Genomic DNA, 12,219 nt, shown 5'->3' on the forward strand with positions numbered 1-12,219 from the left:
GCGGCATTTCATTCCGGGCCGGTACGGCCGGGCTCAGCTGTCGCTGGGGCTCGGCTTGCCGGTGTCCTCCGGCAGCTCGACCGTGTCGGTCGGCTGGGCCTGCGGCTGCTTCACCGTGGAGACCGTCGGCTGGGTGCTGCCGTTGGCGGTACCCGCACCGTTGGCCATCGCCAGCTCGCGCGGCGAGAGCACCGGCGGGCGGGTCGAGGGCGTACGGCGCGAGGAGCCGGTCCACGCCGGGCGGGTCGGACGCTTGACCACCGGCTTGAAGATCTCCGCGACCTCCTCCTTGTTCAGCGTCTCCTTCTCCAGGAGGGCCAGAACCAGGTTGTCGAGGACGTCGCGGTTCTCGACGAGGATCTCCCACGCCTCGTTGTGCGCGGTCTCGATCAGCTTCTTGACCTCTTCGTCGACCAGGCCCGCGACCTCTTCCGAGTAGTCGCGCTGGTGACCCATCTCACGGCCGAGGAACGGCTCGGAGTTGTCGGTGCCGAACTTGATCGCGCCCAGCCGCTCGGTCATGCCGTACTGGGTGACCATCGCACGGGCGGTGGCGGTCGCCTTCTCGATGTCGTTGGCGGCACCGGTGGTCGGGTCGTGGAAGACCAGTTCCTCGGCCGCCCGGCCGCCCATGATGTACGCCAGCTGGTCGAGCATCTCGCTGCGCGACTGGGAGTACTTGTCCTCGTCCGGCAGCACCATCGTGTAGCCGAGGGCGCGGCCGCGCGGCAGGATCGTGATCTTGTGTACCGGGTCGCTGTTCGGGCAGGCCGCGGCGACCAGGGCGTGACCGCCCTCGTGGTACGCGGTCGCCTTCTTCTCCTTGTCGCTCATGATCCGGGTTCGCTTCTGCGGTCCGGCGACAACGCGGTCGATGGCCTCGTCCAGCATCTTGTTGTCGATGAGCTTGCGGTCGCTGCGCGCGGTGAGCAGCGCGGCCTCGTTGAGGACGTTGCTCAGGTCGGCGCCGGTGAAGCCGGGGGTGCGGCGGGCGACGGCCTGCAGGTCGACGTCCGGAGCGACCGGCTTGCCCTTCTGGTGGACCTTGAGGATCTCCAGACGGCCCTGCAGGTCCGGACGGTCGACGGCGATCTGGCGGTCGAAGCGGCCCGGGCGCAGCAGCGCCGGGTCCAGGATGTCCGGCCGGTTGGTGGCGGCGATCAGGATGACGCCGCCCTTCACATCGAAGCCGTCCATCTCGACCAGCAGCTGGTTCAGCGTCTGCTCGCGCTCGTCGTGACCGCCGCCGAGGCCGGCACCACGGTGCCGGCCGACGGCGTCGATCTCGTCGACGAAGACGATCGCCGGGGCGTTCGCCTTGGCCTGCTCGAACAGGTCGCGGACCCGGGAGGCACCGACACCGACGAACATCTCGACGAAGTCGGAACCGGAGATCGAGTAGAACGGCACGCCCGCCTCGCCCGCGACGGCGCGTGCGAGCAGCGTCTTACCGGTACCGGGCGGACCGTAGAGCAGTACGCCCTTGGGGATCTTGGCGCCGACGGCCTGGAACTTGGCGGGCTCCTGCAGGAACTCCTTGATCTCCTGGAGCTCCTCGACCGCCTCGTCCGCGCCCGCCACGTCGCTGAACGTGGTCTTCGGCGTGTCCTTGGTGATCAGCTTGGCCTTGGACTTCCCGAAGTTCATCACCCGGGAGCCGCCGCCCTGCATCTGGTTCATCAGGAACAGGAAGACCACGACGATCAGCACGAACGGCAGCAGCGAGAGCAGAACGCCGACGAACGGATTCTGCTTCGACGGCGAGATGGTGTAGCCCTCGGGCAGCTGCGTGCCACCGCGCTGGTGGTCATCGACCTGGGTCTGCAGCTTCGCCGCAAGGTCGGCGCCCTGGCGGCCGATGTAGCTGGCCTTGATCTTGTCGCCCAGGTCCTTGCCGTCGACCTTGGCGCCCGGCTTCAGCTGGACCGAGATGGTCTGCTCGTCGCCGGTGGTGATTTTGGCTGACTGGGCCAGCCCCTGGTCGACCGCGGCGACGACCTGGCCGGTGTCCACCGTCTTGTAGCCGCCCGTCGAGCCGACGACCTGCATCAAGACGACCACGGCAAGGACGGCCAGCACGATCCACATGACCGGCCCACGGAAGTAGCGTTTGACGTCCATCCATGCGGGGCGGCGACGCCCCGTCCCTCCTGCCACAGTGAGAGCACCTCGGCCCCTTCGGCCGCTGTGCGCTAGCTAGGTGTTATGACCCGACCTTCGGACGGTACCTCAGCATTGTCACCCGAAGCTGCCGAGGACCGTTAACAAACCCCTCTTCCCTTGCTCCAACGGCAGGAAACCGGGGTCGGTTCCCCGGCCCCCGGACCGGGTTACCGCGGACTCGTCCAGACGGTCGGCGTGTCAGCCGCCGTAGACGTGCGGGGCCAGTGTGCCGACGAACGGCAGGTTGCGGTACTTCTCCGCGTAGTCCAGCCCGTACCCCACCACGAACTCGTTGGGGATGTCGAAACCGATATATGTCACATCGATGTCGACCTTGGCCGCCTCCGGCTTGCGCAGCAGGGTGCACACCCGGAGCGAGGCCGGACCGCGCGAGCTGAGGTTGGACAGCAACCAGGACAGGGTAAGGCCGGAGTCGATGATGTCCTCGACGATCAGCACATCGCGGCCGGCGATGTCGGTGTCGAGGTCCTTGAGGATACGGACCACGCCGGAGGACTTGGTTCCGGCGCCGTACGAGGACACCGCCATCCAGTCCATCGTGACGTCGGAGGACAGCGCGCGGGCCAAGTCCGCCATCACCATCACAGCGCCCTTGAGGACACCGACGATCAGCAGGTCCTTCCCGGCGTAGTCCCTGTCGATCTCCGCGGCCAGCTCGGCCAGTTTGAGGTCGATCTCTTCCTTGCTGATGAGCACCTTCTCAAGGTCGGTGCCCATGTCCTTCTCGTTCACCCGCGCTACTTCCTGCAAGGCCTACCGGCTCGGTACGTCATTCGGCTGCGGTCGTCCGCCGGAAAACCAGTTTGCCATTCGCGCGGCGGGCCTCGACGCCCCCGGGCAGGTTGATGGGGCCCTGACCACGCCAACCGGTGATCAGCCGGTCGGTTTCCTCGATGTGACGGGAGAACAACGATCCGGCCGGGCTGCCCGCCATGATGGCCGCGCGGCGCAGGACCCGGCGGCGTACGGCGGACGGCAGGGAGAACAGCTTGGCGGGGTCCAGCGCGTCGTCCGGGTCGCCGTCCACCGCGGCCTCCCGGGCGGCCGCCACGGCCCACTGGTCGAGTGCGTCGGCATCGTCGCGAAACAGCTGGGCGGTGCGGGCGAGCGAGGCGACCACCCCGCGGCCGAGCGACTTCTCCAGGACCGGCAGCGCCTCGTGCCGGACCCGGGCGCGGGTGTACGCGGGGTCGGCGTTGTGCGGGTCCTCCCAGACGTCGATGCCCTGGGCGACGCAGGCCTTGCGGGTGGTCTCACGGTCGAGCAGCAGGAACGGACGGCGGTAGCGGCCGCCGGGCCCGGAGACCGCGGCCATGCCGGACAGCGAACGGGTGCCGGAGCCGCGGGCGAGTGCGAGCAGGACGGTTTCCGCCTGGTCGTCGCGGGTGTGTCCGAGCAGCACGGCGGCGGCGCCGAGCGAGTCGGCGGCGGCGTCCAGGGCGGCGTACCGGGCGTCGCGGGCGGCGGCTTCCGGGCCGCCCTGGCGGCCGACGGTGACGCCGAGCGCCTCCACGGGGTCGAGTCCGAGGTCGCGCACCCGGTGCACGACGTCGAGGGCGCGGGTGGTCGAACCGGCCTGCAGTCCGTGGTCAACGGTGACGGCTCCGGCCCGTACGCCAAGCTTGCGGGCCTCGAAGGCGAGGGCGGAGGCGAGCGCCATGGAGTCGGCGCCGCCGCTGCAGGCCGCGAGAACCAGCGGCCGGTCGCTCAAGGCGCAGGTGGTGGCGGTGGTGGAGGTAGCGGCGGGGGTGCGGGCCAGGTCGTTGAGCACGTCGTGGAGTACGCGGCGGACCGCCAGGCGTATCGCGGCGACCGCGGGATGGGGACCCATATCCATTCCTCCTGAAATACACAGCCCACCTGAGGATTATGGGAGGGCCGTGGGGGGATGACGGAGCGTGGCTAGATGGTGACAGATATGGAGCGCTACCCGAGCATCGCACGCCTACCCATCGGCCATGGTCCCTCGGATGGGTGAACTGTGGGGCGCTCAGGGTTCACGTGTCAGAGCGACGATGCACCCTTGCGATCCAGTCCGCCGGTTTGGCGATCTCCGTCTTGGTGGGCAGGGTGTTGGGCGAGGTCCAGATCCGGTTGAAGCCGTCCATACCGACCTCGTCGACCACGGAGCGTACGAAGCGTTCGCCGTCGCGGTACTGGCGCAGCTTGGCGTCGAGGCCGAGCAGCTTGCGCAGCGCCTGGTCGAGCCGGCCGGCGCCGGTGGCGCGGCGCTTTTGGAACTTCTCCCGGATCTCGGCGACGGACGGCACGACGTCCGGCCCGACGCCGTCCATCACGTAGTCGGCGTGGCCTTCGAGCAGCGACATCACGGCGGTCAGCCGGGCCAGGATCTCGCGCTGGGCCGGGGTCTGGACGATCTCGACGAGGCTGCGGCCCTCACCGCTGTCGGAATCGCCCTCCGGCCGGGCGCCGACGAAGGACTGGGCGGCCTCGCGGACCCGCTCCAGCAGCGTCGCGGGGTCGACCTCGGTCTGCGCCAGGAACTCCTGGATCTCCGACTCGATGTGGTCGCGCAGCCAGGGCACGGCAGTGAACTGGGTGCGGTGGGTCTCCTCGTGCAGGCAGACCCAGAGCCGGAAGTCATGCGGGTCCACGTCGAGTTCCCGCTCCACGTGGACGATGTTGGGGGCGACGAGCAGCAGCCGCCCGGAGCGCGGCTCGCCGGGCTCCGGGACGGCCGGGCCCGCGGGCAGTTCGCGGGTGGCGGGGGCGAAGGTCTCGTACTGGCCGAGCACCCGGGAGGCGAGGAACGACAGCAGCGCGCCGACCTCGACACCGGTGACCTTGCCGCCTACGGCGCCCAGCACCGCGCCGCCGGGGAGCGCGCCGCGGCGCGCCTGCATCTTGTTGAGCAGCGGCTTGAGGATTTCGCGGAAGCCCGCCACGTTGGCCTTGACCCAGCCTGCGCGGTCGACGACCAGTACCGGGCTGCCGTTCTCGTACGAGTCGGGGCCGCCGGAGCCGTACATCCGCGTGAAGGACCGAACGTGTTCCTCGGACGACTTGGCGTGGCGGCGCAGTTCGGTCACCACGGCGCGCGCCTCGTCACGGCTGACCTCCGGACCCGGCCGTACCAGTCGGGTCGCGGTCGCCACCGCGAGGTTCCAGTCGACCATCTCCGCACCACCGATGCTCGTCATGGGTTCACGGTACGTGGCGTCGGTCGGCTTTCGCCGCCCGGCGCCGAATTCCGCACCTCCCGGGTGCTGGCCCCCAGCCCCCCCGACCGGGGGTTCTCCCGGGCCTCCGCAGGCCCGGCCCCGCGGCCGAGGGCCAACTCCGGGCGCCCGTACGGCCGTCCGCCGCCCGAGCACGCGGCGGTTGCGCATGAACCGCCGCTTCGGCGTGGCAAGCGGTGCGAGACCGCCACCTGCGGCAGTCGGATGACCGCCGAGCCGCGCCATCCCGGCTGTTCGCCGTCGCGGCGAAATCGCCCAGCGTCCCCTACGGCACGAAGCGGCGCACCCGGAGGCCGGCAACCCAGCGATCACCCACCGGACAGCCGCTGACCTGAGGCCGTCGAAATACCGCCGAGCCGCGCCATCCTGGCTGTTCGCCGTCGCGGGGCGGAACTGCCTGGCGTCCCCTACGGCGCGCCGGGTCGGTGGCGGAGCAGTGGGCATCGGCGGCATCGGCGGGCCCGGCCGCCGTCGGAAAGGTCGTCACGGCGCCGATACGTGCCGCAGAAAGGCGCTCCGGGGGCGCGAGCCCCCGGAGCGTCAGCGGCAGCCGCAGTTGGTGACCGTGGAGGCCAGGCGGTCCAGGGCGGAGACGGCGGTGTCGGCGTGCGCCGTGCCGGAGGCCATGAAGGCGAACAGCAGGAGGCGGCCGTCGGCGTCCACCACCGTGCCGGCCAGGGTGTTGACGCCGGTGAGGGTGCCGGTCTTGGCGTGTACCAGGCCCGCCGCGTCGGAGGCGGTGGTCTCCTGGGAGCCGCGGAAGCGGTCGCTGAGGGTGCCGGTGAACCCGGCGATCGGCAGTCCGCTGAGCACCGGCCGCAGCTGCGGGTGGCCCGGGTCGGCGGCGGTGAACAGCAGGCGGGCGAGCAGCTGCGCGGTGAGTCGGTCATCGCGGTCCAGGCCGCTGCCGTCGTGGAACGTGGTACCGGCGAGCGGCAGCCCGAGCTTGCCCAGCGCCTGGCTGATCGCCTGCGCTGATCCGTCGAAGCTCACCGGCTTGCCGAGGCTGATCGCGGTCTGCCGGGCGAGCGCCTCGGCGATGTCGTTGTCGCTGTTGGTCAGCATCCGTTCGACCAGCGCGGACAGCGGCATGGAGTCCACCTCGGCGATCCTGGCCTCTTCGCCCGCCGGTGCGGTGCCGGGGCCCACGTTGCCGTCCACGGTGATCCCGCGGTCGCGCAGCAGGCCCGCGAAGGTCTGCGCCGCCGAGCCTGCCGGGTCGGCGACGCGCGGGGCGGCCTCGGTGGAGTTGGGGTCGACGCGGCCCTCGTCGGCCATGAGCGCGGTGACCGGCGTGATGTTGTCGCCGACGTCGAGGGCGCGCAGCAGCGGCCCCGAGTAGAGCGAGGTGTCGTAGCTCAGCCGCACGTTCGTCCAGCCCCGCTCCTTGAGCGTCCTGGCGGTGGCGTCCGCGAGATCGCGCAGGCTCGCCGGGTTGGAGTCCGGATCGGCGCCGGGCGGGGTCGGTTGCGCGGTGAGCGTGGGGTCGCCGCCGCCCACGAGGACGATGCTGCCCGGGGCGCCGCCGGGGACGACGGTGGTGGGGATCCGGAAGTCCGCTCCCAGGCTCTGCAGGGCGGCAACCGCCGTGGCGATCTTGGTGGTTGAGGCGGGGGCGGAGGGGGTGTCCGCGTCATGGCCGTACAACTGCCGCCCGGTGGCCGCGTCCAGGACCACCCCGGTGCGCACCGCGCCGAGCGCGGGGTCGTCGAACAGCGGGGAGAGCGCGTTGTCCAGGCCCTGCGCGGTGGGCAGCGGTACGGCGGAACCGGTCTGCGGCGCCGGGCCCGGGCCGAGCCCGGCGAGCACCTCGGGTGCGCTCGGCGGGACGCCGGCCGCCGTGTCACCGGTATGGCCGGTACGGCCCGCACCATCCCGCCCGGCCGCCCAGCTGCGCTCCGCCACTCGCTGGCCGCCCGACCAGGGGCCGGTCGCGGCGATCGCGACCAGCGCGATGACCAGGCCGACGGCGCCGGCGCCGACGGCCACCCGCACCGCCCCGTCGACCCGCCGCAGCTCGGTGGCCGCCCACGCCGTACCCCGGCCTAGGCCCGCTCGGCGGAGCAACGCGGCGGCGCGGGGCGACACCAGGCTCGCCCAGCGCCATACCCGATCAGAATGCCGTACACGATCAGCAAGCCGTACGCGATCAGAATTGATCCGGCTCCGGTCGCGACCGATCATGAACGGACCCCTCCGCGGCAGCTGCGGACAGCGTCCGGGACGCGGCCGGAACCGCCCGCTCGCGGCCGGTCACGTCCCACCCGTCGCCCGCCACCGCCCTCAACGGTCGCCCTTCGGGCGGCTGCGAGCCCCCGCCGTCGCACTCTGGACCAGCCCCTTTCGCGACCACACACCTGCGTGGGGGACACTTAATCATCCGAAGTATGTGCTGATCACGGCTGATGTTGGAGGAGCCTTGGAGTTCGACGTAACGATCGAGATCCCGAAGGGTTCGCGGAACAAGTACGAGGTGGACCACGAGACCGGTCGTATCCGCCTGGACCGACGGCTCTTCACCTCGACCATGTACCCGGCCGACTACGGCTTCGTCGAGGACACCCTGGGCGAGGACGGCGACCCGCTGGACGCCCTGGTCCTGCTGGACGAGCCGACCTTCCCCGGCTGCCTCATCAAGTGCCGTGCGATCGGCATGTTCCGGATGACCGACGAGGCGGGCGGCGACGACAAGCTGCTGTGCGTGCCGGCGTCCGACCCGCGGGTGGAGCACCTGCGTGACATCCATCACGTGAGCGAGTTCGACCGCCTGGAGATCCAGCACTTCTTCGAGGTCTACAAGGACCTGGAGCCGGGCAAGTCGGTCGAGGGCGCCAGTTGGGTGGGCCGCGCCGAGGCGGAGGCCGAGATCGAGGCCTCGTACAAGCGGCTGAAGGAGCACGGCGGCCACTGAGCCCGCCTCGCGCCGAAGCGCTGAAGGCCCCTGCCACCGTTGCGCGGCAGGGGCCTTCAACACGCTTGGGGACAGCGGCGGTTGGCGCTCGCCGGATTGTCCGCCGACCCGGTCCGCCGCCGGTCAGAATCCGCGGGTCCGCTTCGCGGCGCGGCGCGACGGTCCGCCGCCCGGGAACTTGATGACCATACGGGCGACCTCGCCACCGAGGTTGACGCCGATGGCCACCGCCAGCGCCAGGGCGGCCGCCTTGGCGAGCGAGGCGACGCCCGCGTCCTGCTTCCCCTGGGTGAAGGCGAGCAGACCGAAGTACGTCGCGCTACCCGGCAGCAGCGGCCCGATGGCGGCGGTGACGTACGGCAGCGCGGAGGCGAACCGGTACCGCGACAGCATCTGGCCGAACAGGCCGACGAGTCCGGCGGCGACGGCCGTCGCGGCGATCGGCGAGAGCCCGGCCTGGTAGTGCAGCGCCCCGTAGACGACCCAGGCGACACCGCCGTGGAGCGTGACGATCGCCAGCACCCCCCGCTCGCACTGCAGCATCACCGCGAAGGCGAGCGTCAGCGCCATGGCAGCGAGCAGCTGAACCGGCGCGTTCTGGTAGGTGTGCAGCGCCTCGTCGGGGTTGAGCTGGGCATGCAGGCTCACCCCCACGTACAGCACCATCGTCACCCCGAAGACGATGCCGACGATCAGGTACATGACCTCCAGCAGCCGGGCGGAGGCGGTGATGTAGAAGCCGGTCAGACCGTCCTGCACACCGGCCACCAGGGCCCGTCCGGGGATCAGCGCGTACAGCCCACCGGTGATCACCGCCGAGGACTGGATGTGGCCGCCGCCCGGCAGGTGGGAGCCGTAGAGGTTCATCAGCACGCCCATCGCGGCGGCGGGCATGGCCGCGGCGACGAACTGGTAGAACTCCGGCAGCCCACGTCCCGCGCACAGCCAGGCCAGCCGGTCGCCGAGCATCGCGCCGATGGCGGCCGCCACGAAGACCGTCGGGCCACCGCCGACCAGCATGCTCGCCGCGCCCGCCAGGAACCCCGCGGCGGCGGTGAGCAGCCAGCCGGGGTACGGGTGCCGGTTGCGGCGGATCTCGGCGAGCGTGCCGTAGGCGTCCTCAAGGGTCGCCTCGTGCGCCATGATGTCGTCGATCAGCCGGAAGACGGCGGCGAGCCGGGTGTAGTCGGTGCCGCGGCGGCGGACCGTGCGGCTCGCCGTGATCGGGTCGTCGACCAGCGACGGCTGGTGGCTGATGGACAGCAGGGTGAAGGTGACGGTCGGTTCGACGCGGTCGAGTCCGTAGGCGTGGGCGACACCGAACATCGCCGCCTCCACGTCCTCCGCGCCCTCGCCTCCGGCCAGCAGCAGCTCGCCGATACGCAGCGTCAGGTCGAGGATGCGGGGTACCGGAGGCCCTTCGGACTCCGGCTTCTCGGACCGCTCCGGCGCCGGGCGTTCGGCGACCGGTATCCGCAGCATGGCGCGCATCCGGTCCTGCCAGGGCGCCTCACTGGGGAGCCGAACGACGGGTATGCCCTCGGGCGGGGTGAAGGCGGGGTGCTGCGCCGCCGAACGGGAGGGCAGAGGGTGGTTTCCGGTGGTGCTGCCGCTCGCCGGGGAGCCCGCCGCGAGGGTGGGCGGCTGAAACGCCGAACCCTCCGGTTCCGGTACGGGCGGCAGGGGCACGCCGAGCGGTGGGGTGAAGGCGGAGCGCGCCTCGTCAGAGTCGGGCTTGGCGTCCTGCGGGCTGGTACCCAGCGCGCCGCCGTCACCAGTCCGCTTGCTCTCCGTCACCTGTTGCGATCCCTTTCCCGCTCCTCTTCGCCGGTTTACCAGACAAGGCTACGGGTAGAAACCAAGGTTCAGCGCTTGGCCGCCCGATGCCTGCCACGCTGGTGGACGACGACCGGTGCTGGGGCAGCGCCTTCCCAGTCGGGGGCAGTGGCAACCGCCTTCGCCGACTTGCGCCGCGACCGCAGGAATTCGATGGCGATCGGGACCACCGAGACCAGCACGATGACGATGAAGATCGCTTCGACGTTGTCGCGGATGAACGCGATCTGGCCGAGGAAGTAACCGAGCACCGTGATGCCCGCGCCCCACAGCGTGCCGCCGATGAGGTTGAAGAGGATGAACGAGCGGTAGTTCATCCGGCTCACCCCGGCGATGATCGGGGTGAAGGTCCGTACGATCGGCACGAAGCGCGCCAGGATGATCGACTTCGGGCCGTGGTGCTCGAAGAACGCGTGCGCCTTCTCGACGTTCTCCTGTTTGAAGATCTTCGAATCAGGACGCCGGAAGAGGGCCGGTCCGACCTTGCGTCCGAACAGGTATCCCGTCTGGTCGCCGAGGACCGCGGCCACCGCCACCAGCAGGCACACCAGCCAGAGCGGGTAGTGCAGATACTGCCCGTTGGCGATCAGCAGGCCGGTGGTGAACAGCAGCGAGTCACCTGGCAGGAAGAAGCCGATCAGCAGCCCTGACTCGGCGAAGACCACCAGCAGGATGCCTATCAGGGCGAAGCCGCCCAAGTTCTCGATCAGTTGCTGGGGATTGAGCCAGGCGGGGCCCAAGGCGAGAGTCGTCACGGGTGGCGTGCTCCTGGTCGTGGGCTCCGGGCTGGCTCGTGCCACGTCCGGAGGCGTCGGGTGCCCACCAGTATGAACGTCAGCCTGGTAGGGCCAGTTCCCCGCGTGCGGCGGGCCGCGTCGGGGCAGGCTCAAGGGCATGAGTATCGATGACTACGGCGGCGGACAGCCCAGCCAGTCCGACATCCTGGTGGTGACCACGAACGACGTGCCCGGACACCGCGTGGAGCGGGTGATCGGTGAGGTCTTCGGACTGACCGTGCGCTCCCGGCACCTGGGGAGTCAGATCGGTGCCGGACTGAAGTCCATGATCGGCGGCGAGTTGAAAGGGCTGACCAAGACCTTGGTGCAGACCCGTAACCAGGCGATGCAGCGCCTGGTGGAGCAGGCCAGGGCCCGGGGTGCGAACGCCGTGCTCATGATGCGGTTCGATGTGACCGAGGCCGCCGACGTGGGCACGGAGGTGTGCGCCTACGGGACGGCCGTGGTCCTGGCCCGGGAGAGCTGAGCGCCCCCGGGCCGGTGTCCGATCACGCGCTGCGGGCCGCGTTCGCCATGATCGCGTCCCGAAGGAAGGCGGCCATGCCGGGTTTGATGGCCTCGTAGTTGCCCTTGAAGCGCTCATCGGCCACGTACATCCCGCCGAGCCCGGTGTGGATCTGGTACGGGCAGTCGTAGAAGAAGCGGCAGATGTGCTGCCGGTGCTCCTCGGCGAGGTCCATCGCCTCCTCCGACTGCGGCGCGGCTCCGGTTTCCATCAACGCGGCTATCTTGGCGTTGATGTCGGCGGCGTCCGCGTTGATGCGCAGCCAGTCCTCCTTGGTGTACGTCGCGGCCCTGCGCTGGGACTGCCGGTACGCCTCGGTGTGGCCCCAGCGCTGCTCGACCTCCTCCGCGTAGTCGTCCGGGTCGTAGTCCGGTCCGAAGACCTCGAACTTCTCCTCGGGCGTCAGGTTGATTCCCAATTTCCTTGCCTCCATGGCTCGTTCGACGGCCGCGGCCATCTGCCGCAACCTCGCGATCCGGTCCGTCAGTACGGAGTACTGGCGGCGCAGATGCTCCGCCGGGTCCGCCTCCGGATCGCTGACGAGGACGGCGATCTCCTCCAGCGGGAAGCCGAGTTCGCGGTAGAACAGGATCTGCTGGAGCCGGTCCAGGTCGACGTCCTCGTACCGCCGGTGGCCCGCGTGGCTGCGGCCACTCGCGGTGAGCAGCCCGATCTCGTCGTAGTGGTGCAGGGTCCGCACCGTGACGCCGGCGAGCGTCGCGACCTGTCCGACCGAGTAACTCATCGCTCCGTCCTCTTCTCGTCGCCGCGAGTTCTCGTCGCCGC

The 12,219-nt window shown here is 70.5% G+C and carries 10 protein-coding genes; 2 read left to right on the forward strand and 8 right to left on the reverse strand.

The annotated features are described in order from the left end of the window. Window positions 1-33 precede the first annotated feature (33 nt). From ftsH to dacB, 5 genes are all read right to left on the reverse strand, one after another. Window positions 34-2,121 (reverse strand): ATP-dependent zinc metalloprotease FtsH, encoded by a 2,088-nt coding sequence (gene ftsH / locus P2L57_RS34660; RefSeq protein WP_275821625.1) that lies wholly within the window; start codon window positions 2,119-2,121, stop codon window positions 34-36. 240 nt (window positions 2,122-2,361) lie between these two features. After that, entirely contained in the window at window positions 2,362-2,916 is a 555-nt protein-coding gene (gene hpt, locus P2L57_RS34665) for a hypoxanthine phosphoribosyltransferase (protein WP_275821541.1), read from the reverse strand. 37 nt (window positions 2,917-2,953) lie between these two features. Next, window positions 2,954-4,015, reverse strand: a complete 1,062-nt coding sequence (tilS, locus tag P2L57_RS34670; protein ID WP_275821543.1) for a tRNA lysidine(34) synthetase TilS — start codon at window positions 4,013-4,015, stop codon at window positions 2,954-2,956. Window positions 4,016-4,181: 166 nt separating this feature from the next. Then, window positions 4,182-5,345 (reverse strand): Rv3626c family coenzyme F420 biosynthesis-associated protein, encoded by a 1,164-nt coding sequence (locus tag P2L57_RS34675; RefSeq protein WP_275821545.1) that lies wholly within the window; start codon window positions 5,343-5,345, stop codon window positions 4,182-4,184. A gap of 579 nt (window positions 5,346-5,924) precedes the next feature. After that, window positions 5,925-7,472 (reverse strand): D-alanyl-D-alanine carboxypeptidase/D-alanyl-D-alanine endopeptidase, encoded by a 1,548-nt coding sequence (gene dacB / locus P2L57_RS34680; protein WP_275821547.1) that lies wholly within the window; start codon window positions 7,470-7,472, stop codon window positions 5,925-5,927. Between the two features lie 331 nt (window positions 7,473-7,803). Here dacB and P2L57_RS34685 point away from each other — a divergent pair, with 331 nt between their 5' ends. After that, a complete protein-coding gene (locus tag P2L57_RS34685) occupies window positions 7,804-8,295 on the forward strand; it encodes an inorganic diphosphatase (protein ID WP_275821549.1) in 492 nt (163 codons plus the stop codon). A 123-nt stretch (window positions 8,296-8,418) separates the two neighbouring features. Here P2L57_RS34685 and P2L57_RS34690 read toward each other — a convergent pair whose 3' ends face one another. Then, the gene (locus tag P2L57_RS34690; RefSeq protein ID WP_275821551.1) at window positions 8,419-10,092 is read right to left on the reverse strand and encodes a threonine/serine exporter family protein; all 1,674 of its coding nucleotides are present in this window, start codon (window positions 10,090-10,092) and stop codon (window positions 8,419-8,421) included. A 68-nt stretch (window positions 10,093-10,160) separates the two neighbouring features. Next, window positions 10,161-10,886 carry a DedA family protein gene (locus P2L57_RS34695; RefSeq protein ID WP_275821553.1) on the reverse strand — a complete coding sequence of 242 codons (726 nt, stop codon included), beginning with the start codon at window positions 10,884-10,886 and terminating at the stop codon, window positions 10,161-10,163. A 139-nt stretch (window positions 10,887-11,025) separates the two neighbouring features. On the opposite strand from P2L57_RS34695, the gene P2L57_RS34700 reads away from it, so the two are divergent. Beyond that, window positions 11,026-11,394, forward strand: coding sequence for a YbjQ family protein (locus P2L57_RS34700; RefSeq protein WP_275821555.1), 369 nt, complete (start codon window positions 11,026-11,028; stop codon window positions 11,392-11,394). Between the two features lie 22 nt (window positions 11,395-11,416). On the opposite strand, the gene P2L57_RS34705 is transcribed toward P2L57_RS34700, so the two are convergent. After that, window positions 11,417-12,178 (reverse strand): MerR family transcriptional regulator, encoded by a 762-nt coding sequence (locus tag P2L57_RS34705; RefSeq protein WP_275821557.1) that lies wholly within the window; start codon window positions 12,176-12,178, stop codon window positions 11,417-11,419. Window positions 12,179-12,219: the final 41 nt, after the last annotated feature.

It is taken from the genome of Streptantibioticus ferralitis (assembly GCF_029223525.1).
In the GTDB taxonomy this organism is placed as follows: Bacteria; Actinomycetota; Actinomycetes; order Streptomycetales; family Streptomycetaceae; genus Streptantibioticus_A; species Streptantibioticus_A ferralitis.